This window comes from Polyangiaceae bacterium (assembly GCA_016715885.1).
GTDB lineage: Bacteria > Myxococcota_A > Polyangia > Polyangiales > Polyangiaceae > Polyangium.
Genome location: JADJXL010000003.1, coordinates 1 through 22,456, shown reverse-complemented (window position 1 = coordinate 22,456; position 22,456 = coordinate 1). Strand labels below are relative to the sequence as shown.

The window sequence follows — 22,456 nt, the reverse complement described above, 5'->3', positions numbered from 1 at the left end:
AAAGGAGAGGGGCATTGGAGGCGAGACGGTTAGAACGGGCTCACGGTGGGCAAATTGTCGCCCATTTCGCTGGGGCCGTCCCCGCGCGTGACAGCGTCGCCGAGGCCGAGCTGACCCACGTCGCTCTTGCCCCAGCACTTGATGGTCGCGTCGTCGAGGATGACGCACGTATGCGTATTGCCACAACGCACGGTGGTCGCGGTTTTGCCAGTGCCGAGGTCGATTGCGGCGAGGTTGTCGCCCATTTCATTGGAGCTATCGCCGCGACGATTGACGTCGCCGAGGCCGAGCTGACCCAGCGCATTTTCGCCCCAGCACTTGAGGCTTCCGTCGTTCAACAGGGCGCAGGTGTGGTCGCCGCCTGCGGCAATGCTGACGGCGGTTTTGCCAACGCCCAGATCGACGGCGGGTAGAGCGTCGCCCATTTCGCCCATGTCGTTGCCGCGAGCGCTGGTGTCGCCGAGGCCGAGCTGGCCCGCGGTATTGTTACCCCAGCACTTGACGGAGCTGTCGTTGAGCAGTGCGCAGGTATGGTTGGAACCTGCTGCAATCGCAATCGCCGTCTTGCCCGTGCCGAGATCGACCACCGGGAGCGCATCACCCAATTCGCCTGCATTGTCGCCGCGGTGGTTGACGTCGCCAATGCCGAGGTTGCCGCTCGAATTGGAGCCCCAGCATTTCACCGTGCTGTCATCGAGGATGGCGCACATGTGATTGGACCCTCCAACGATTGCAGCGGCGGTTCTTCCAATGCCGAGGTCCACGGCCAGCAGATTGTCGCCCATGTCGTTTGCGCCGTGGCCTTTGTTGAACGTGTGTCCCTGACCAAGCTGGCCGAATTGGTTTTGGCCCCAGCACTTGACGCTACCATCGTTGAGGATGGCGCATACATTGAAGACGCCAACGCCGATAGCCGTGACCGTTTTACCGGTCCCGAGGTTCACGACCGGCAGGTTGTCGCCCATTTCGCCTGGATTGTCGCCAATGATAGTGGGAAAGCCCATGCCGAGCTGCCCCCAGAAGCTACTGCCCCAGCACTTGAGGCTCGCGTCTTCGAGCACTGCGCATGCAGCATCGGTCATGATGCCGATGCGCGTCGCCATTTTGCCGGTACCCAGATCGAGGAGTGGCAGGTTGCTGCCCATTTCGCCGGGGTTGACGCCTCGGGGGTTTTGATCGCCAATTCCGAGGACGCCGGCTGCATTGCTGCCCCAGCACTTGGCATTGCCGCTATCGGCTTGGGCACAAGCGTTGTTGTACCCGACCCACAGTTTCGTCATTTGTCCGTCGAACGTGCAGGTTTCGCCGTCGCCGGTATACCCCGCATTGCACGCGCAGGTCCTCGAGCCAGGCGTATTGGTGCACGTCGCATTGGGATCGCAACCGCCATTGTTCGTCTGGCATTCGTCGATGTCGGTGCACGTGACGCCGTCACCCGTATAGCCCATGTTGCATGCGCAGGTCCGCGAGCCAGGCGTATTGGTGCACGTCGCATGGATGTCGCAGCCGCCGTTGTTCGTCTGGCATTCGTCGATGTCGGTGCAATTGTATCCATCGCCCGTGTAGCCCGTGTCGCATTCGCACGTGCTGTTGTTGCACGATGCGTTCGCTCCACAATCGGCGCTCGTGCTGCACGTTGGCGTGGTGCATACGCCCGCGCCATTGCAAACGCCCGAGCATTCATCGTCGGGGTCGGTGTTGCTCTTGATGAACGAGCAGACGCCGTCGAAGCCGGTGCCTTTCTTCGCGCCCGTGCAGGCATAACACAATCCGCCGCAATGGTTGTTGCAGCAGACGCCGTCGACGCAATACGTCGACAAGCATTGATCACCCATCGAGCACGGCACGCCGTTGTAGTATCCGCAGGCTCCGCTGCCATTGCAGCCGCCGCCGTAACATTCATCGTCCGGATCGGTGTCGTACTTGATGGGACCGCACGTGCCGTCGGTTCCCTGGCCTTTTTTCGTTGCCGAACACGCGACGCAGATGCCGTTACACGCGGTATCGCAACAAATGCCGTCGACGCAATGCAGCGATGCGCATTGATCGCCCGCCGTACACGTCGTGCCATTGGGCAGATTTATGGGCGAGGTACAGCCGGCATTTCCATTGCATTCGCTGTTCATGCATTCGTTGTCGGGATCGGTGCCGGTGATGATGTTGCCGCACGTGCCATTGAGCCCCTGGCCCTTCTTGGCGGCCGTGCAGGCTTGGCAGAGGAGCGGACAAGCGCTGTCGCAACAGACGCCGTCGACGCAGAAGCCCGATTGGCATTGCGTTGCGAGCGTGCAGGCTGCTCCGTTGGGTTGCGGCGATTGAGGTTGGTTGCACGCGCCGCCGCCATTGCATTCGCCCGGATTGCATTCGTTGTCGGGGTCGGTGCTGGCTGCGACGTTGCCGCAGACGCCGTCGAAACCGCCGCCTTTTTTCGCACTGGAACATGCTTGGCAAGCGCCAATGCAGATGTTACCACAGCAGAACCCGTCGACGCAGTAGTGCGAGAAGCATTGGTCCTTGTTGGAGCATGGCGCGCCGTTGTAGTAGCGACACGCGCCCTTGTTGTCGCACCGACCACCATTGCATTCCAAGTCTGGATCGAGCTCGGAGCCGATGTTGCCGCAAACGCCGTCGACACCTTGGCCCTTTTTGGCCGCGGTGCACGCCATGCACGTCGAAGCGCACGCCGTGTCGCAACAGACGCCGTCGACGCAATTGCCGGAAGCGCATTGTCCGCCGGACACGCACGTCGTCCCATTCGCTTGCGGCGTTTGAGGTTGATTGCAGGCGCCAGAACCGTTGCATTCGCCTGGATTGCATTCGCTGTCGGGATCGTGGCCCGACTTCATCGGACCGCACACGCCGTCGTAGCCTTGGCCCTTTCGAGCTTCGGAGCAGGCGTAACACATCTGCGTGCAGAGGTTGCCGCAGCAGAATCCGTCGACGCAATACCCGGACAAACACTGCGACTTGTTGGCGCAGGGAACGCCGTTGTATTGCTTGCAGACGCCCGAGCCATTACACGCGCCGCCCCAGCATTCCTCGTCCGGGTCCTTGTCGTTGGCAATGGGGCCGCATACCCCGTCCACGCCGCTGAACTTCTTCGCGGCGGTACAAGCTTGGCATGATCCGAGACACCAGCTATCGCAACACACGCCATCGGCGCAATATCCCGATTCGCATTGTGCCGAACCCGTGCACGCCGTTCCGTTGGCTTGTTTCGTTTGCGCGGCGCTACATGCGCCGGAGCCGTTGCATTCGCCAGGATTGCACTCGTTATCGGGATCGGTCGCCGCTGCAATGAGGCCGCATTGGCCATTGTTACCGCTGCCCTTTTTCGCAGCCGAGCACGCCGAGCATCCGCCCATGCAAATGTTGTTGCAGCAATACCCGTCCACGCAATAGTTGGACAAACACTGCGCAGCGGCCGTGCAAGCGACGCCATTGTAATTCTTGCACATGTTCTTGCCGTCGCACGCGCCGAGCGGGCAGTCGTTGTCGGGATCGGTATCGTATTTGACCGAGCCGCACACGCCGTCGACGCCGCTGCCCTTTTTGGCTGCGCTGCACGCCATGCATTTGTTGTCGCACTTGTTGTCGCAACAGAACCCGTCGACACAATACCCCGTTGGGCATTGGCTACCGAGCGTACACGCAATGGCCGTCGAAGGTGGCGGCAGCGCCAGCGCCTCGTCGAGCGATTCTCGAATGGCGACGCCTTCGCCTTCTTCGACGACCGCATCCGCGTTTGCTCGACCACCGTATCCGCCATATCCACCGGTCGAACCGCCACCGCCCGAGTTTCCGTCCAGGTCTCCGTACGCCCCGGAACTACATCCTGTCGCCACCGCTAGGCCAATGGCGACCCATAAACGAGTGGCAAAGCCCCAGGCCGTGCCACGAAAAGCAGAATTCATGTTCATGAGCTCCTCGACATGAATATCACCGAACTGCCGCTCGACTGTCAAGCGCGACGTCCTCCGTTGTCATGAGCACTGGAAAAATTCACGCTTGTCTTCAGATTGTGCGTTTGCGCGGCAAACGCCATTGTCGCAACGTCAACTCGACATTCGCTCGAACCACCCATATCCATGACTGACGGAGCGACCCAGTGCGAGGCCATCGGGCAATTCGAGGTTCGTGACGAAGGTGCCTTCGAAGCCGATGAGCGACACGTTTTTTACGGTCGTTGGCACTTCGCGTGTTGGCTCGAATGCGGCAAAAACGGTTTCGCTTGGCTCGAAAAACCAACCGAATGCTTGGCTCATCGTGAGGATATTTCCGACGAGGATTCGGTCGAGCTCCTGACGCCGCGCGGCCCGGTCCAAATTGCGAAAGCGCGCGTGGTTTTCCTGATTCAGAGCAATCCACGGGGCTTGGAATTCATAGCGCACGAGTTTTCGTGAAAAGGCCCGAGTCATGGCGAGCGAAGTCCAGTCGACTTGGGCAATCTGCACGTCATGTTCTCCGATTCGCAAGGACGTGCCTGGCCACGGGAACGTCATGGCTCGTCCAGCGGCGGTGCCAATGGCAAACATCGCAGGAGCTTGATTGACCCAGCGATATTGCACGAGCGGATAACGCGGCACGGTGCGGTCTCCTTCGTGGCCGTGAAAGGCGGTATCGCTCGTGAAAATGGTCCCTACGGCGCCACGAAAGCGGGCGGCGAGCACGTGAGGGTTCGCCTGCGGCAGTGGAGTCGAAAATCGAAAGCGGCCAAATGCAGCATGGGTGGGTGCCGGAGAAGATGTCGTCACGGTCGAGCGAGGTACAGCGTTTGCGAGCGTTCGTCAAGCGCATGCGCGAACGGCGCGGCTCGTCGTCGGCTTTTTCATGCGAGGGGTCGGGGATCATAGCTTTTTTCTGACGATGCGCGGGTGACCTTCGGCTTTTCTCGTCGCGGTGCTGGCCACGTTGGACGATTTCCCGAGGGGCCCTGCGCAGCGACGACATTTTGGTTTGGAGTGGCAACGTGTCACGCCGGTCGCGATTCCGGTCGTGGAGCATGTCGACTTCTTCTGAGGCGCTTTGGCTTCTCGTTACCGTTTGTCACCGAGCCGCTTCGACGGGAGACGTTGTCGCACCAGGGCGCGGCTGGTCTTCCCCGGCGCACGATCTCGTCGATACTGTTCTACAAAAAGTTTGAAAATCTGCCGTGGGGCTGCAACGAAACCGGACAGAACCTGCTGAGGCGGGTGGAGAGGAGGCGGGTATGGAGCATCTTGTATTTACGCATGTGCCGGCGGCTGGATTTTCTGCATTCGATGTGGAGCTTTCGGTGGGAGCGTGGGGGCTCGTCGACGTGTCGGGATATGAAGGGACGAATCAGTATGCGCTGAAGCCGCTTGGGGAGGCGCCGGTGGTGGTGGTATTGAAGCTTCGATTGAAGTGGGGGATAGCATCGTTGGCTCGCGCGATCGAGGGTGCGTGGAGTGCGAAGGAATGTGATCGCAAGTGGGATGGTTGTCAAAAATTGCTCAATGCGGAGCTTGGTGTGGCGGGGATGTCGAACGATGTGGCGAAGCGCGAGGCTGCGGCGCGTTTGCAAAAGTTATTGTTGATTGGGGCGGGTGAGGGGCAGACGCGATTGCGGTATCAGCAGGAGGTGGATTTTGGTCGCAAGCAGCAGCTACTCATTTCGCAGGGGCAAGCGGCGTCGGACGTGGCATTGCTGGGGCTTGGTTCCGTGATGCTGGACATTGCGCAGGCGACGGACCAATTGGCATTGGCGATTGGTCATGGTGAGAGTGCGCATGCGCCGTATTTGCGCAAGGCGAAGGCGACGATGGCATGTGCGTCGGCATTTGGGGTGGTTGCGGACATGCTTGGATTCATGGCGGAGCATGGGAGTGCTGGAGCGGATCGGGAGCAGGCATTGGCATTGCGCGGGCCGCTCGAGGAATTGGTGGCGCGGTATCCGGCGCGCGCTGCGGGGAGATTGGTGGAGGCGCCGCAAGCCGAGGCAGTGACGCCACCGGTGACGTGATGGTGAGCGATCGATCGCGTTGACGTGCGCAAGCAGCCCCGTCGGAGTACCGGCGGGGCTGCGGCGTTATTAGCGAGTCACACGGGAGTCGATTCCGCGAACCCGGTGATACTGCCCCGGCAAGAGCTCGTGCCAAACCCCAATTCGTCCGATCGTCTGTGTAGCGAGCGAATCGAAGACCCTCTGCGATACGGTCACCACGTGACGTGCCATTCGAGGTGCCAGCGCACGGAGCGCGCGTCGCCGTTCCCAATGGTCACGAATGTCGAGAGCCGTCAGGAGCGCTGGTTTCAATGTTGGGTCCTGTTCCGTCACGAAAACCTGTTGCCGTTTGGTTTCGTCCCCGCGCAACAGGCCGCGCACATCGAGCGGTGCTTCGATTCTGGCCCACTTGTCGAGGAGATGCCGACCTGTGACCTTTCTCGCCGCAACGCGAGCATAATAATCGCGGCACAGCGATAACACATCGGCTTCTGGAACGAGGCCTTTTCCATGAAGCGTGTCGCGTGTGCATTGCAGCAGGATTGGATCGTAAATGCACTCGGCGTCCAGCTTTCCTTTCTGAAATGGATTGCGCACCTGCGCGACGGTGACCGTGCCCGGAGTCGTCCGTCGAGCATGGCGATTGCATCGCCCAGCAATTTGTACGAGCGCATCGAGCGGTGCGAAATCACGGATGACACGATGCATGTCCAAGTCGACGCCCGCCTCGACGCATTGTGTGCTCACGACGATATGTGAGGGGTCGTGCTTGAGTGTCTCTATCACCGAAAGCCGATGGAATGGCGTCATGTCGCCGCTCAGGAGCAAAGGATCGAATCCTGCTGCAATCAGTCCTTCGAGAGTCTCTTGCGCAGTCGCCCGCAGGTTGACCGTGACGAGCATACCTTCATTACGCGACAGTGCTTCGTGACAAAAGCGCACCGTATTCGTCATGAAAGTATTGAAATCGATGGCGGTTTCATGCTCGAGGTGTAACTCGTAACGTGTCAGTCCTGCATATAGCGAATCTGGATCGTCGAGTACTTCCGTGGCACCAGACAAACAAGGTGACGGTGTGGCACTCATCGCGAGTATGCGCGTACGACCGAGTTTGTTGAGCGCATCGAGAGCTTCCGACATGGCTGCCCACAACGCGGGCGGAACACACTGCACCTCGTCGATGATGATAAGCGCATTGAGAAGGCGATGGTAGCGCATCGCGTGTTTTGCGCGATCGGAATATAGCGCAAGGAGTATTTGGTCGAACGTCGTGATGACCACTTCGCTGCGCCATGTATCGATGAAAAAGTCTGCGGTGCCGGCGTCGAGCTCGCAGTCGTATGCTCGATCGGAAAGCGAATGAAATGGTAATAAGGTGTCGCCGTCGTCGGCGTCTACATCCAAAAGTTCGCGCCATACCTTCTCGGTTTGGTCGACGATGGACAACATGGGCAAAGCAATGACGATGGTCGGTGTCTCGTTCGCCCCTGCCAGCCGGGCACGCTCGTCGAGTGCCCATTGGGCAGCGAGTAACGTTTTTCCCGCTCCTGTCGGCAGCGTAAGCGTCAAAATTCCTTCTTCGCGATGCTTGGCAAAACTCGCCAAGCTTGCACTACGCGCACGCTCGCGTAACGCATCCATGGGCGTTTGATCGAGCGAATTGAGCATCGATGCCACACGAGCAGCCGGAAGATTGCGGCGATCGCGGTGCAGGTAGCTACGCACTTCGGACCGCTCCACGGCAAGAAATGCTTTGTCCGCCTCCAGCAGCACAGAATAGCCCGCGCGCGCGATGAACCGCGCTCGACGCATTTCGTCGGACGGAAGCACGCGCCACGCATCGAGCGCTTGCATGAGAATCCGATTGACCTGCCGTATAACCACGACCGGATCTTGCACGACGATGGCTGGTGCGAGATCCGTTTCGGCGACCAGCGCCCCCATGTCGATTGTAGGAATCTCTGCGCACAGCGCATCGCGCCATTCGGTTTCGGTCAGCGGTCCACGTAGCGAAGCGTCGTCGAACGGGAGCCCTCCATGATGGCCCTTGACCGCGAGCGCTCGTTCGATCATTTCCTTGTCATTACATTGCGCACCCTTTGCCCACGAAGTCGCCAGTACCAACGACAAGAGCGTGTGCGCTTTGCGTCGCGCGTCTCCGCTCCAGTGTTTGGGATCGGCAATGTACTCTTGAAATGAGCGACTTGCTTTTCCCAAGTCGTGAAGTCGTGCGAGGTCTATTGCGAGGCGTTCGCCGCCGAGTGTTCGCCATGCGAGCTGCCCGTGCTGTTCGAGAATCGCGTTCGTGGCGGCAATGATTTCCGCAACGTGTTGCTTTAAAAAGCGCCGCGGATCGTGATGGCTTTGGATGCGGGACTTTTCGATCACAGGAACATCACCGGTCCCGCCGAGGATTGCCAGGCGCCGTTGGTGTGCACCGGCAGTCCGTTGCCGTCGGGGGCGATGAAATAAGTGGCATGCGTGAACCGACGTTCCACGGTGACCTCGCGCGGGAGCGCAATGGACAACACGCGGAGTTTTTCCTTCAAAATCGCATCGACGTCAATGTACGTGGTTGCATCGTGCGGTACGACGGATCGAACGCGGTACGTGCCCTGCGCGAGCGGGACGAGGGTCTCGTCGCTCGTGTATTCGACGGACGCAATCATCTCCGAAAGGCCCATGCAAGGCGTGAAGTGCGTTCGTGCTTCACGCATGCGTGCGGCAAATGCGTCGTGCCATCGAGCGGGCAGCGACGCAATCACTTCAAAATTCGGCTCGATGAGCCATTCTTGCCGCGACTGCGTGTTGCTCTCTTCGGACATGAACAAGTCGGGTGGCTTCTTGGCCGAATAGGTTGCTGGCAAGAAACGCATTTGCTTGATTTTTCGAAGGTTGCATGCGTGCCAATGCGTACGTGGACACGCACCGAGCAGCGCTACGTGGGACGCAGCCAGCTCCGTCGCAAGCTCGTCCTTTGCCAAACCCAACACGTTCGCAATGAGCCCCAATACCGCCGTGCGTGGAGGTAGCGGATATCCAAGACCCACGACCGGGGCTTCTGCGCGCAAGAAGAATCCGAAACGCGCATGCCACCGAAAGCGGACGGCCGTCAGTGGTCGAGCGATTGCTTCGTCCACCACGATGGCAGCTCCCCCGTGAACGCAACGTCGGAGTCTACGGTTACGTTGACGCTTGCAATACGTCCTGCCGCATGTGCGGTTTCCAGCTTGCCGGCGAGCCGCGCGGCATCGAGATTGAAATCATCACAGCTCGACCAATGGCGCGGATCCACCTTGTCTCCTCGAGAAATCGGTTTTACGTACGTAATGAGGTTGCCCACTTGATATTCGACCCCCGGCTTGTATCGAACATCGACCAGCAGTCGTGGTGATTGCTGCGTTTTCGTGCGCGTATTCGCGGCGACGCGCACGCCGTTCCACAACGCGCCGAGCAATTGGTCGTAGTCGTTCTCGGTCATGCGCGACAACACCGCCGAATGCTCGTTCGCGATACCTGAAAATCCAATGAGCCCATAACGCAAACAGGCGTAATCCGTGAACGTCCCTTGTTCGCGATCTCCTCCGTCCTTCTTTTCGCCAGACGTGAATGTGGACGTGCCTCGAATGAGCAATTCTTCGGCCGGATGCAGGACCTCGCCGTGGTTGAATTGCACCGCGCCCGTCAAGGTTTTCGGTCTTGGTGACGGGTCCCAATTCTTTGCATTCGACGGTGGTTTCATGGCCAAGGACGAGCCGAACATGCGCGCGTCGATGAAGCCGTCGAGAATGGCGCCAACCAGTTCCGATCCAGTAAGTTGCCCCTTCTTTTTCGCCTCCATCCACCCGAGCACACGTTTGGCCAAGTCGACCGCCTGCCCATCGAGTTGATCGACGAGAATGTCCTCGCCACGCATTTTCAGGTAGTCGCGAGCAAACCGCTTGAGTCTTACGTCGGTCACGTAAAACGTCCCGTCGGGAAGTTGTCGCGGGCGATTCTCATCCGGATCCCCATTGGGATTGCCCATGCGAATGTCATACAAGAATAGGATTTCGCGTCGCGATTGGAGTAGCTTCGTGTCCGTGCTCATGGTGCACCCTCGGCAGTCATCGGTGTTTCCTTGGGATTGAAGACGTCTCCTGCGAGCGCTTGCCCGAGGAAAATGAAATACATGGCGGTGTCCGCATCGAGCGAGATGTTCGTTCCCAGGCGCCGGCCAAGCTCGCTCGCGTCGGTGACGACGTCGCGCAACACCGACCATCGCTCGCTCTCGTATTCGCTGAATTTTTCTCGGATCTTGACGTAAAGCCCAGGTAGATCACGACCCGTCAGCGTGCCTCGGCGAAGCCACGTGAGGGCATTCGAACGGACGTTGACACCTTTTTTCGATTGCTCGACGAGCACTCGTCCAAAAAGAATTCCCGTGACGAATGCGAACATCTTTTCGTCCGTATCGATGCCACTCGGCGGGGTCACCAATTTCTGAAGCCGCTCGGAACGCGGCACGTATCGCTCTGCGTTTGTCATCGGGGGTAAAACCTCCAAGTCCCTCAGATAATGGAGCAACAAGGCAGCATGACGAATCCATGAAGCAGCATTCATGCGAACCTCCGCTCCCGCTTTTTTCGGTGGCGGAGGTTCGAAGGTGAAATTGGAAGCAACGTAGCGTTCCTCGACCGTAGGATCGACCAGGTAATCCGCAATGATGTCACGCAATTCGTGCATCAACGGCCCCACCGCCATCGGTGCGGCAAGATAGACGCTTCGCGCAATTTGTTTGCGAACTGCTGCCAGTCGAAGGCCATTTCGTCGCTCCGTGCGCTTTCCGCCTGGATGCGCGAATACGTCGGCAACGAGCGAGAGCCGGAGGTCGAAGGGGCGCGCTCGTCGCATCGGCAATACTCCTCCCGTCCATGCATTGGCGATCTTGTTGCGTGCGGAAAGAATGCCAAGCCGGGTGCACGGCACGTCCGTAATGAATCCAGTGACGTCATCCAGAGAATCACCAGTTGTCGCCCATAAAATGTGGAAACTCGCGAGTGACGACTCTTCGGCAAGGTCGCTCAAAAGATCGCCTTCCGCAGCATCGGTGCCTTTTCCAGTACGGATCTTGTCCAGGATGTCCGCGGCAGTTCGTGCTGCATATCCACCGGCAGCCGGGGCCACGATATAGGGGAGTACCAGCGCGGAAGCTCCAGCGATGTATGCTCGCAGCTTCGCCCTTTGATGGATGTATGTGCTCGCGATGGCACTTGCGCACGCTGCACACACGGCAAATCGATCGCTCGCTCGGTCGACGTCGAATCCAGCGAAAAAGCCGTGATTGTCCATGTTGAGAAAGTTCAACTTGGCGCCCCGAAGCGCGTTCGCCCCCAACCGTGCATTTCGTTGGCAAATCGGACACCTTGCCAAGGGTGTGGCTTCATCAATGCCGTAAAGCTCACTGCTGACGACTTCGAGCACGTGCGCCGCATAGTCGGCGTCGTCCCCTGGTGGCGTGCCGAGCGACACGTAGACGGTCTTTTTTTCTGGTATCGCCGCAAGCGCTTCGCCTACACGTGCGGTTCTTTCCACGGCAGTTCCGGCGCCCAACGAATCGAGTACGGCACGGTATACTCTGGACGCTGGTGCGCCCGCATTTGCGAGTGATTCGAAGTGGGCAAGCGTCGCCGCAATGGTTGTCGCATTGGGGCCGACACCCTTTTTCGGATCCATGGTTCTCTTCAGAATTGGACCGATTTGTGGCGATCGAGGCCCCGGCGGACGCCGAAACGGAAACCGAAATCGCGAGCTCTCGTCCACCTCGATGGCCGTTGCGCGCAGCGTTCCCCCGGGGCCAGGTTCAATGATGTACGCGCGCTCGCCCGCCGCAGGAAACTCGGCCACCACCTGCAGCTCGCGCACCGCCAGCGGCACGTCCGATGCCGTGGTCACCTTGGGAGCAAGCTGAATCAACGCGCGCAACATGTTCGTGCAAGTCCTCGGTGCGGTCTGCTGACACGTTCCAGCCGTACCCGCGCGTACTCCTGTCGAACACCGGACACAAGAAAAATCGTACGTCGGGGACACGTTTCTCGAAACCACGCTCCTTCGCCGCTACCGAGTACCGCCTCCTCGCCCCGCAGCCCCACCCGCCATCGCCGTTGCTCTCCACGCCCCCACTCCCAACCGCGTCCCCTCGACACGCCGTGACCCGTCATCCCTCTTTTCTGCAGCGGCGTCGCATAGCATCGGCTCGTCGTTGCCGAGCAGCCTTCATCATCGCCCTATTGATGCAATGCGCTGGTCTCGCTCGCCTGCGTCGCGCAACCGTGATGCCGGTCGTCGGTCGTTCAATCCGAGGACCACAGGCCCAGCGCCAATTGGCATGCGCGCGCAAAGCGAGGAATCATTGCGTTCATGCCGAGCGCTGTCATCGTTGCTCGGCCCGTCGCTGTCAATCCATCGATGGCCCCATCGGCGTTCAAGCGGAAGTGCTCCGACCACCTCTGGTCCAGGGGGTGAAAAAGACGTACGGATTCGCCGCCTTCTGGGTCTGCCGCAGCGATCTTGTTGGCCTTGTGAAGGCTGCAATTGGGACATTGAAGTGCCAAATTTGCCAGCGATGTCGCTCCACCTTTGCTTCGCGGTATGATGTGATCGATATGAAAAGTTGCGCCATGCCCGAATTGTGCCAATCGGCAATAGCAGCATCGCCCGGCATCACGCGCGAATACGGCGTCTCGTAGCTTTCGAGGGATCGCCGAACGACTCAAGTTCCGAGCGCCCTGTGCGCAGCCATCGCCAAGAGCTGCGCAAACTGCGACATCTGCACCAGCGTCTCCAGCTCCTCACGCTCGGTGGCGGTGAGCACTCCATCGGTGTTCCGTTCCAAGAGCCCGTGCATGCGCTCCGTCAAGCTCTTCGATAGGGTAGGCAATTCAGGAACAATCGCGCGCGGGAACGAGAGAACGACCGTATCCGTACTCGAACTCATCGCATGAGCTTACCACCTTGGGAGCAGCCCGCCAAACGTTTTCCCTCGCATTCCTGCGCCGCCGGTTCCAACCGCCCAATAGCCACGCCACCACATCCTTGTGCATTACCAAGGCATCGACCTGGTGTACAATCACGTACGCGAAGCTCTGAAACAGGCCATCGAGGCGATGATCATGGAACACAACGTCCAAGGAAAGCCGTACAAGTTTCCCCCCTTCGCGCAAGCCCTCGTCGACCGCGGGATACGTGAGGGCAAGCTCGACGGCACGCGCGGCACGCTGCTGCGGCTCTTGAAGCGCGCTGGCATCGAGCTGACCGACGCACAACGCGCACGGATCGAAACGTGTAACGACCTCGCGACGCTCGAGCGCTGGTCCGACAACGTCATCGGCGCCAAGTCCGCGGCGGACGTGTTCGGCAACGACTGACCGCGCCCCAAAACATCGAGTCCACGACATATTCATCATTGTCCACAGTTCGTCTCGTACGCACCCCACACCATAACTTCGTTTCCCCTCCGTCGTTCGTCCCGGAACGCGACCATTCGTGTACGCTCGCCCCTTCCAAAGGGGGCACCAAATGGACACGAACGAATCGACACAAACGAAACCTCTGCCGCTCCGCATGATCGTCGAATGGATCTATTGCCCGCGGCTCTTTCATTACATGCACGTCGAAGGCTCGATGGTCGCCAACGAACACGTTTGGCGCGGCCGTCATGCCCACGAAAAAATCGACGCCAAAGGCTCGTCCCGCGCACGACGCGATGTGAAAGTCGATACACCCGAAGAAGACGCCGCGAACGACGCACCCGTCGAATGGCAACAAGCGCGCGCCATCGACTTGGGTGACTCGGCCCTCGGTATCGTCGCGAAACTCGATGGCGTGCTGCTGGATGGCGCAGGTACCGCCATTCCCACCGAAATGAAAAGCGGTTCGGGGCCGGCCGACGACTCGCCTCACGTGACGCTCGCCAAAGGCGTGTGGGACGCCGACGCCATCCACGTCGCCATTCAAGCCATGGCGCTCGAACAAGCCGGATACGCCGTGCCCCACGCCGAGCTGTATTATCGCAAAAGTCGCGCTCGATCGCGCGTGACGCTCACGCCCGAGCTACGCCACGCGGCGCTCGATGCCATCGCAAACGCGCGCGCGGCCCAGCACCTCGCCGAACGACCTCCGCCGCTCGTGGATAGCCCCAAGTGCAAAGGCTGCTCGCTCGTCGAAGTGTGTTTGCCCGACGAGTCACTCGTGCTGCGTCGAGGCATAGCGCCGGAAGATGGGTTTGCCGACACGAACGACGACGAACCTCCGCCGCCCGCGGGGCCTTTGGCAAAAGCTCGGCGGCTCGTCGCGTCGTCCATGGAGACGCGCACGGTGACGGTCTCGACCTTGGGCGCTTCCGTGCGCAAAGAAGGCGAAGCGCTCGTCGTCGCACCTCCGCCCGATGCCGATGGAAAGCCCCAGGGCAAACCATTGCGAATCGCGATGGATTCGATCGACGCGCTGGTCGTCATGGGCGCGGTCCAAGTGTCGACGGCGGCGATCATGGGGTGCCTCGAGCGATCGATTCCCGTCTCGTTTCATCAAGCGCATGGGCGGCTGCTCGGGAGCGTGACGACGGGTTTGTCGAGCAACGTGGCGCTTCGAGCGGCGCAGCACGCGTGGGCGACGGATGCGGGAAAAACGCTCTCCTTGTCGCGCGAGATCGTGCGCGGGAAAATCAAGAATCAGCGGGTCTTTCTGCGGCGACACGGCATGCTCACCGATGCGATGGCGAGCGAGTGGGAGTCGCTCGGGCGCACGCTGAATGGAGCGATGACGGGGGACGAAGTGCGTGGTGTGGAAGGGCGCGCGGCGCGGCTCTACTTCGATGGTTTGGCGCGGCTCTTTCGAGATCGCGGAGGTGCGGCGTTCGAGATGGATGGTCGCAATCGAAGGCCGCCTCGGGATCCCGTCAATGCCATGTTGTCGTTCGGGTATGCGATCTTGACGCGCGAATGTGCGGACGTGCTTCGGCGCGTCGGATTCGACCCGATGCGCGGTTTTTTGCATGGAATGGGCTGGGGCAGGCCTGCGCTGGGCCTCGACTTGGTGGAGGAATTTCGAGTGCTGATCGTGGACTCGACGGTGCTGCGCGTCGTCGCGGAGAAGCGGGTCTTGGCCGATGATTTTCATCGTGAGCTGCAAGGTGTGACGATGAAGCCCGGTGCGCGTCGAGCGTTTTTGCAGGCGCTCGATCAGCGGCGCGAGGAGGAGATCACGCATCCGGTGTTTGGGTATCGGGTGACGTATCGGCGGGCGATCGAGCTGCAGGCGCGAGTGCTTGCGCGGGTGATCGAAGGGGAAACGGACAGGTACGTGGCGCTGACGACGCGCTGAGGGGGCGACATGGTGACGAGGTATTTGGTTTCGTACGACATTGCGGATCCCGAGCGGCTGCGGCGTGTGCATGGAGTGGTGAAGGCGGTGGCCGTGCGAGTGCAGGATTCGGTGTACGAGGCGCTTTTGACGGAGAAGGAGTTGGTGCTTTTGGAGAAGCGGATCGTCGATGTGATGAACCAGAAGGAGGATCAGGTGATGTTCATCGACTTGGGTGCGGCGGAGCGGAGGGAGCTGGAGCAAGTCAAGACGATTGGTTTGCCTTGGCGACTTCAGCAGCGTGGATCGATAGTGATTTGACGTGGGCGTCGAGGTTGACTGAAAAAATTGTCGTGGGCGGTGCGAAAGGGGGTTGAAGAGGGCGAGTGATTGGCGGAAGATGGCTGCGTGCTGTCTTTTGTGGTTGACGAGCGCTCGAGCGGTCACTTGCGGAGTGATGCTTGGTGCATGTCGGTGCAGGAGGCGGCCGAGGTCCTTGACAATGGGGAGCGATCTTTCGGGGCGTCGAGCGCGGGCCGGCGCTCCGAGGGATCGGCATTGCGCCGGGGTGGGGGATGGGTAAGGCGTGAGGTTTGTCAAGGGGCAAAGGGGGAGGGGCTTGTTCGATTTTTTGATGATGGTGGGGGTGTTGCGAGCGGGTTCGATGTAACGGGGTGCCGGGGGCTGCTCGCGGTGGGCGAACGTACGAGGATTCGTGGGTGGGGTGGGACTTGCCAACGGAGGAGGATCCGTCTACGATGTGTATTGCGGGCGTCGCGTGGCCCGCCGCTCGCAGGAGGCTTGAAAGCGCGAACGAGTTCCACGACTTACGAAGGCGGGCCGCGAAAAGCTCATTCACCAGAACAGGAATTGAGACGCGTCGAATTCGACCTGGAAAAGATCGGGCTTGGCACGCCGCGAAAAGCTCATTCACCAGAACAGGAATTGAGACTTCAAAGCCGAGGTGCGGTTGAATAACGAGGTCCTCGCCGCGAAAAGCTCATTCACCAGAACAGGAATTGGGGGGGCTTCTTCTGAGGTGTTCCATGGCTGACGGTCCGCGAAAAGCTCATTCACCAGAACAGGAATTGAGACGCTTGCCCAAACGAACCGCGAGGGCGGGTATGCCGCCGCGAAAAGCTCATTCACCAGAACAGGAATTGAGACCCATTCCGGGCACAGGGCGCGCGTTGTCGTTGGCGGTGCCGCGAAAAGCTCATTCACCAGAACAGGAATTGAGACGCCGATGATCATCGCCGAATGCGAGGAACGTGCGGCTGCACCGCGAAAAGCTCATTCACCAGAACAGGAATTGAGACGCGCAGTTCGAGATCGTCGTGGACCAAGCCAAGGCCGTGCCGCGAAAAGCTCATTCACCAGAACAGGAATTGAGACCTTCGATGGGCTTGGCCCTTCAGCAAAAGAACGAAGTCCGCGAAAAGCTCATTCACCAGAACAGGAATTGAGACGTGAATGTCCTCGCTCACGCTACACCTCGCAAAACACCCGCGAAAAGCTCATTCACCAGAACAGGAATTGAGACCGCCTTTCGGGAATGCAACCACTTCCGACGTTGCTGCCCGCGAAAAGCTCATTCACCAGAACAGGAATTGAGACCGCGCCGGTAGCCCGAAGCACAGCGCGAACGAATGCGCCGCGAAAAGCTCATTCACCAGAACAGGAATTGAGACCTTCGTTGGCGATAACCGATTTGAAGGCGCGCCCGTCGTCCGCGAAAAGCTCATTCACCAGAACAGGAATTGAGACTTGGGGTACTGCCGTCGGAGATGTGTGACCACGGCGGGCCGCGAAAAGCTCATTCACCAGAACAGGAATTGAGACGTGCGCTCATGTTGGTTTCGAATGTTGTGCTCGCCGCGGACCGCGAAAAGCTCATTCACCAGAACAGGAATTGAGACTCACCGGCGCCTTTGACACAAAAATGGAGATTCATTCCCGCGAAAAGCTCATTCACCAGAACAGGAATTGAGACGTTCTTCTCGGGTCCGGTCCACTTCTCGCGCCCATTCCGCGAAAAGCTCATTCACCAGAACAGGAATTGAGACTGCCAGCGGCTTGTACGGCCACATCAATTCGATATCCGCGAAAAGCTCATTCACCAGAACAGGAATTGAGACCCTTTGTTGGAATGGGCGGACTGGAATGGGCGGACTGGCGGGCGGTGACATTCCGCGAAAAGCTCATTCACCAGAACAGGAATTGAGACTGATGATGGCACTTTTTGCTGAATTGAGTGCAGCGTTTCCGCGAAAAGCTCATTCACCAGAACAGGAATTGAGACCAACGCTTCACGCAGCACATCGGCGCGCTTGCGGCCCGCGAAAAGCTCATTCACCAGAACAGGAATTGAGACTCGAGACGGTGACCGACGGTGTGAGGTCCCTGCGCATTCCGCGAAAAGCTCATTCACCAGAACAGGAATTGAGACGATCTCGCCCTTGGCGCACGTGATGATACGCTGCACGCCGCGAAAAGCTCATTCACCAGAACAGGAATTGAGACTTGGCGCAAGATCAGGTTGAGCGAGAGGTGGACAGTCCCGCGAAAAGCTCATTCACCAGAACAGGAATTGAGACCTCTTGATCGAAATGGTGAATCGCACCGCGTGCTGCTCGCGCGAAAAGCTCATTCACCAGAACAGGAATTGAGACTCGATGTGCGTGATCTTGCCCCACGCTGGCCCCTTCTCCGCGAAAAGCTCATGCACCAGAACAGGAATTGAGACTCGTCTTTCGTGAGTGGATCGTCGTAGAAGTACTGCCAACCGCGAAAAGCTCATTCACCAGAACAGGAATTGAGACTATGACTGTCCGTGTGTGCACCGACGGCGCAAGCAGCCGCGAAAAGCTCATTCACCAGAACAGGAATTGAGACCTCGCGCGCCTTTCGCGCACAAATGGAGAATCGCACCAACCGCGAAAAGCTCATTCACCAGAACAGGAATTGAGACGCTTGAGGATCGAGCTGCGATACGCGGGCGCCGTTCCCGCGAAAAGCTCATTCACCAGAACAGGAATTGAGACCTTTCTAACTTCTGATGGTTGTAATGGTTGATTGAGTTCCGCGAAAAGCTCATTCACCAGAACAGGAATTGAGACTGTGCACCTTTCCGATTTGGTGGATGTTGGCGGAATACCGCGAAAAGCTCATTCACCAGAACAGGAATTGAGACTTTGTCAGAAAATCTACAAAGGATATCTTTTGTGACCGCGAAAAGCTCATTCACCAGAACAGGAATTGAGACTAATTCTCTCCTTGCAGCCAAAAATGGATTGATCGGCCCGCGAAAAGCTCATTCACCAGAACAGGAATTGAGACCAACCAATGATTCAATACTTTGTTTATCTTGCCCGACCCGCGAAAAGCTCATTCACCAGAACAGGAATTGAGACTAGTTTTTCAGGCGGAAGCATTTTTTGTTCGGTCATCCGCGAAAAGCTCATTCACCAGAACAGGAATTGAGACGGGCTCAATTCCAACGCGGAGTTTGATTGATATTCGGGCCGCGAAAAGCTCATTCACCAGAACAGGAATTGAGACTTCCGCGCAATCGCAAGCCGCCAGAACGATTAGTTTTCGTCCGCGAAAAGCTCATTCACCAGAACAGGAATTGAGACCTGCCGTAAAATTGCACGAATTGGCCATGCGCCATGGCCCGCGAAAAGCTCATTCACCAGAACAGGAATTGAGACATCGTGATTTCATTCGATCCGGTTTTCAGTTGCACGAGCCGCGAAAAGCTCATTCACCAGAACAGGAATTGAGACCGCGCTCTGCTTCGCGCGTGGCCCGCGCTTCCGCAATCGCCGCGAAAAGCTCATTCACCAGAACAGGAATTGAGACCGCTCACTCCGGCAGCAGGAAAAACAACCGTCTACCGCACCGCGAAAAGCTCATTCACCAGAACAGGAATTGAGACCCACCGTATCCGTTTCCTCTTCAGGTTGCCCACACGGTCCGCGAAAAGCTCATTCACCAGAACAGGAATTGAGACTCGTCCTTCGACTCGTGCTTCCACACCCTACGCCGTTGCACCGCGAAAAGCTCATTCACCAGAACAGGAATTGAGACTGCGAGGGTACGACGTTGGGTGATGTGGACTGGTCACCGCGAAAAGCTCATTCACCAGAACAGGAATTGAGACCTCATTGCGCACCTCCACACGGGCTTGCAACCGTGCCCGCGAAAAGCTCATTCACCAGAACAGGAATTGAGACATCCCTTTGCCTTTCACAACCGAGAGCACCGGCTCCAGTTCCGCGAAAAGCTCATTCACCAGAACAGGAATTGAGACCGTTCCGAATTGCGCCGCCTTTTCTTGGGCGGACACGCACCGCGAAAAGCTCATTCACCAGAACAGGAATTGAGACGTGATGAGGTGGTACGCCACGGCACCAGAGAGGGCACCGCGAAAAGCTCATTCACCAGAACAGGAATTGAGACTCCACATTCGCCTCATTGTTGGTTTTTATTGGCATTGCTGCCCGCGAAAAGCTCATTCACCAGAACAGGAATTGAGACCGGCGTGAGGGTGAACTGCCCGAGCTTCCGGACGTTTGGCCCGCGAAAAGCTCATTCACCAGAACAGGAATTGAGACCGGATAGCTCGCCACGTACACGGGTCTTCACCTCTTGGACCGCGAAAAGCTCATTCACCAGAACAGGAATTGAGACCGCCTCCACTTCGGCCGCGACTTCGACGGGCGGCTCTTCACCGCGAAAAGCTCATTCACCAGAACAGGAATTGAGACCGCATTGGTTTCTTTCTGCGGCGCCGGCCGCTGGTTTCCGCGAAAAGCTCATTCACCAGAACAGGAATTGAGACTTCGTCGTGTCGTCATCGACGTATGCGTTGACGTCGAGCCGCGAAAAGCTCATTCACCAGAACAGGAATTGAGACGGCCTTCTTTTCCGCGGATACGCAATCGGCGCGATATCCGCGAAAAGCTCATTCACCAGAACAGGAATTGAGACACCAGCCCACCATTTCCGCACCTCCTTCTCGTTGGTCGCGAAAAGCTCATTCACCAGAACAGGAATTGAGACATCGTCCTCGCATTTCTTCTCGTCCTCCTTCGTCCAGCGCGAAAAGCTCATTCACCAGAACAGGAATTGAGAACGCACGTTCTCGTAGTCCTCGAGGACATCTTCAGGAATGGCCGCGAAAAGCTCATTCACCAGAACAGGAATTGAGAACTTGCCTTGCCCGTATCCAAAAGCTCTCGCAAATTCCCGCGAGCTCATTCACCAGAACAGGAATTGAGACGATCCGTCCGGCGTCTCGCGGATGTTCGCGCCGAGCTCCGCGAAAAGCTCATTCACCAGAACAGGAATTGAGACTAAAAGGATCGTGTGGTGCGCCGTTCCGTATTTCCATAAAGCTCATTCACCAGAACAGGAATTGAGACTAAAAGGAGTCGTGTGGTGCAGCCATTCCGTATTTCCGCGAAAAGCTCATTCACCAGAACAGGAATTGAGACCTCGGGGTTTCTCCGCTGAAAAACATTTTGCCAATCCCCGCGAAAAGCTCATTCACGGACTTTGCCCACGGCCTTACGCACGGCCTCGTTCAAGGATTGGCACCTGTTGGCCGCGGCTACTCCGGTATCTCCGGCGACCCGGGCCACGTAATGCCCACTTTCCGAAGCATGCGTTGTGCTTCGAGCAATCGCTCGGCATCCGGCGCCGTGGGAAGCAGCGTCGCGAGCTCGTCCGGCAATAGCTCCGTGGGGCCAGCGAGCGCGCGGTCGACCACCGCGTCCACGAGGATCGTGGATTGCCTCGGCTTTATCGAAGATGGCCTGGTTCAACTGCAAAACGTTGTTCGGGTCATACACCGGCAGGAGCCTTATGCCGTTCCCAGTCCGGCCCCACGCGGCCAGCCGCCGCGCACCGGGAACCGTGCATCGACCTCAAAGAACGTACCCTCGACGCTTCGCCGCCGAGCAGCAAAGCCGAGGCTCGCGAGCTTCTCCCCATGCGCCCCACCTCAGAGCAGGCCAACAGCGAGCTCGAACGCGGGCAAAAGCTCCTCGGGAAGCCCCGGCAAGGCAGCGCGCACGTGCTCGGGGCCACCTTTGACCGCGTCGACCGAGAGGCCAAGCTGCTCGAGCGGCCCAAAGCCGCGCTCGTGAAATGCAATCTATTGCGAAATCGTCGGAGATTTTCGATAACGATCCGAGATCGCACAACGCCAGTCCCGAACGGAAGTGAGGGACTTTTGAATGTGTAGCGCGGGGTTTTAACCCCGCGCGAGCGTGCATTGAGGACGGGGATTTCGAGTTTTGAGACAGCCGGAGCTTGTGATCACGATTTTGGACTTGCGCGAGCGTGCATTGAGGACGGGGATTTCGAGTTTTGAGACAGCCACTTCAACCCGGGGCGGCGCTTCCCCGGTAAAACCTTGGACGGCTACTTGGCGCGCAACGCCGGGTTCATGGTGTCTCCCAAGAACTGGATCCGATACATCCCTTTTTCGATGTGCGATGCCACTGTTCGACGACTGCTCGAATGACGAAGTCGCGCGATTGGCTGGAAAGGTATTTGATGTCCTCCAGTGGAAAGAAGCCATGAATGCCATGAGATCACTTGGCCAGGAGGATTCGGACGGCGCGCTTGATACCCGCGGGTTCTCTTCCGACAAACCTCAAACACGCATCAGCATCGAAGACGACCGTCGTAGGGGAGGAAGCCAACGCCGTACGCAGACAGAAGAACTTGGCTTGGATCATGTACGACCGGAAAATGTCATTCCAAGCCGACGCGCCGCATCGCGTGCTTGCTCGGCGTCCGCGTCCACGCTCACACCGACGACCATGAGCCCATCGCGACGGTTATCGCGATAGAGCCGTTCGAGAGCCGGCATCCCAACCTTGCACGCCTCACACCATGAGGCCCAGAAATCAACCACGACGACCTTCGCTGTTCCGTGACTCGGCACACTCAACGTCTGATTGTCGAGTGAAACACATTCGAACGACGGGCCCACTTCACCAAGCAGCGGATGCTGCATCGATCCCGGCAATGGTGGCCGCATGGGGATCGCACAGCCGGCGAAAACGCTCGCGGAAATAATGGCGAATATGGATTCACGACGTGTGAAGTGGCGAGTCGACAGGCACATGTGAATGC

At 58.6% G+C, this 22,456-nt stretch carries 14 protein-coding genes and 1 CRISPR repeat array; of the genes, 4 read left to right on the top strand and 10 right to left on the bottom strand.

Annotated elements, in window-relative coordinates; genetic code table 11:
- Positions 1–29: 29 nt before the first annotated feature.
- Together IPM54_06650 and IPM54_06645 are read right to left on the bottom strand one after the other, a co-directional pair.
- Positions 30–3,914, bottom strand: a complete 3,885-nt coding sequence (locus IPM54_06650; GenBank protein MBK9259502.1) for a hypothetical protein — start codon at positions 3,912–3,914, stop codon at positions 30–32.
- A 141-nt stretch (positions 3,915–4,055) separates the two neighbouring features.
- Entirely contained in the window at positions 4,056–4,754 is a 699-nt protein-coding gene (locus IPM54_06645; GenBank protein MBK9259501.1) for a hypothetical protein, read from the bottom strand.
- A gap of 455 nt (positions 4,755–5,209) precedes the next feature.
- Here IPM54_06645 and IPM54_06640 point away from each other — a divergent pair, with 455 nt between their 5' ends.
- Entirely contained in the window at positions 5,210–5,983 is a 774-nt protein-coding gene (locus tag IPM54_06640; protein ID MBK9259500.1) for a hypothetical protein, read from the top strand.
- A 69-nt stretch (positions 5,984–6,052) separates the two neighbouring features.
- Here IPM54_06640 and IPM54_06635 read toward each other — a convergent pair whose 3' ends face one another.
- The 6 genes from IPM54_06635 to IPM54_06610 all read right to left on the bottom strand — a co-directional run bounded on the left by IPM54_06635 (position 6,053) and on the right by IPM54_06610 (position 12,941).
- Positions 6,053–8,353, bottom strand: a complete 2,301-nt coding sequence (locus tag IPM54_06635; protein MBK9259499.1) for a CRISPR-associated endonuclease Cas3'' — start codon at positions 8,351–8,353, stop codon at positions 6,053–6,055.
- Positions 8,350–9,108, bottom strand: coding sequence for a CRISPR-associated protein Cas5 (gene cas5, locus IPM54_06630; protein ID MBK9259498.1), 759 nt, complete (start codon positions 9,106–9,108; stop codon positions 8,350–8,352). The genes IPM54_06635 and cas5 overlap by 4 nt, the downstream gene beginning before the upstream one ends.
- Positions 9,078–10,055, bottom strand: coding sequence for a type I CRISPR-associated protein Cas7 (locus IPM54_06625; protein MBK9259497.1), 978 nt, complete (start codon positions 10,053–10,055; stop codon positions 9,078–9,080). The genes cas5 and IPM54_06625 overlap by 31 nt, the downstream gene beginning before the upstream one ends.
- Entirely contained in the window at positions 10,052–11,932 is a 1,881-nt protein-coding gene (locus IPM54_06620) for a hypothetical protein (protein MBK9259496.1), read from the bottom strand. The genes IPM54_06625 and IPM54_06620 overlap by 4 nt, the downstream gene beginning before the upstream one ends.
- Before the next feature lie 365 nt (positions 11,933–12,297).
- Positions 12,298–12,705 (bottom strand): HNH endonuclease, encoded by a 408-nt coding sequence (locus tag IPM54_06615; GenBank protein ID MBK9259495.1) that lies wholly within the window; start codon positions 12,703–12,705, stop codon positions 12,298–12,300.
- An 11-nt stretch (positions 12,706–12,716) separates the two neighbouring features.
- Complete coding sequence (locus IPM54_06610) at positions 12,717–12,941, bottom strand: hypothetical protein (protein MBK9259494.1); 225 nt, start codon at positions 12,939–12,941, stop codon at positions 12,717–12,719.
- Positions 12,942–13,065: 124 nt separating this feature from the next.
- On the opposite strand from IPM54_06610, the gene IPM54_06605 reads away from it, so the two are divergent.
- The 3 genes from IPM54_06605 to cas2 all read left to right on the top strand — a co-directional run bounded on the left by IPM54_06605 (position 13,066) and on the right by cas2 (position 15,625).
- Positions 13,066–13,371 (top strand): hypothetical protein, encoded by a 306-nt coding sequence (locus tag IPM54_06605; protein ID MBK9259493.1) that lies wholly within the window; start codon positions 13,066–13,068, stop codon positions 13,369–13,371.
- Positions 13,372–13,522: 151 nt separating this feature from the next.
- Positions 13,523–15,325: a CRISPR-associated endonuclease Cas1 gene (cas1, locus tag IPM54_06600; protein MBK9259492.1), complete on the top strand. Its 1,803-nt coding sequence runs from the start codon at positions 13,523–13,525 to the stop codon at positions 15,323–15,325.
- A 9-nt stretch (positions 15,326–15,334) separates the two neighbouring features.
- On the top strand, positions 15,335–15,625 hold the full coding sequence (cas2, locus tag IPM54_06595) for a CRISPR-associated endonuclease Cas2 (protein MBK9259491.1): 291 nt from the start codon (positions 15,335–15,337) through the stop codon (positions 15,623–15,625).
- A gap of 519 nt (positions 15,626–16,144) precedes the next feature.
- A CRISPR array of direct repeats spans positions 16,145–20,805; the repeat unit is 37 nt; unit sequence CCGCGAAAAGCTCATTCACCAGAACAGGAATTGAGAC.
- A gap of 116 nt (positions 20,806–20,921) precedes the next feature.
- On the opposite strand, the gene IPM54_06590 is transcribed toward cas2, so the two are convergent.
- Both IPM54_06590 and IPM54_06585 read right to left on the bottom strand, forming a co-directional pair.
- Complete coding sequence (locus IPM54_06590) at positions 20,922–21,089, bottom strand: hypothetical protein (protein MBK9259490.1); 168 nt, start codon at positions 21,087–21,089, stop codon at positions 20,922–20,924.
- 963 nt (positions 21,090–22,052) lie between these two features.
- Complete coding sequence (locus IPM54_06585) at positions 22,053–22,337, bottom strand: TlpA family protein disulfide reductase (GenBank protein ID MBK9259489.1); 285 nt, start codon at positions 22,335–22,337, stop codon at positions 22,053–22,055.
- Positions 22,338–22,456 lie beyond the last annotated feature (119 nt).

Excerpts from the sequence above, each read along its gene's own strand:
- IPM54_06650 (MBK9259502.1), bottom strand. The coding sequence starts at position 3,914 with ATGAATTCTGCTTTTCGTGGCACGGCCTGGGGCTTTGCCACTCGTTTA.
- IPM54_06620 (MBK9259496.1), bottom strand. The coding sequence starts at position 11,932 with ATGTTGCGCGCGTTGATTCAGCTTGCTCCCAAGGTGACCACGGCATCG.
- IPM54_06640 (MBK9259500.1), top strand. The coding sequence starts at position 5,210 with ATGGAGCATCTTGTATTTACGCATGTGCCGGCGGCTGGATTTTCTGCA.
- IPM54_06585 (MBK9259489.1), bottom strand. The coding sequence starts at position 22,337 with ATGCAGCATCCGCTGCTTGGTGAAGTGGGCCCGTCGTTCGAATGTGTT.
- IPM54_06625 (MBK9259497.1), bottom strand. The coding sequence starts at position 10,055 with ATGAGCACGGACACGAAGCTACTCCAATCGCGACGCGAAATCCTATTC.
- cas2 (MBK9259491.1), top strand. The coding sequence starts at position 15,335 with ATGGTGACGAGGTATTTGGTTTCGTACGACATTGCGGATCCCGAGCGG.
- cas1 (MBK9259492.1), top strand. The coding sequence starts at position 13,523 with ATGGACACGAACGAATCGACACAAACGAAACCTCTGCCGCTCCGCATG.
- IPM54_06610 (MBK9259494.1), bottom strand. The coding sequence starts at position 12,941 with ATGAGTTCGAGTACGGATACGGTCGTTCTCTCGTTCCCGCGCGCGATT.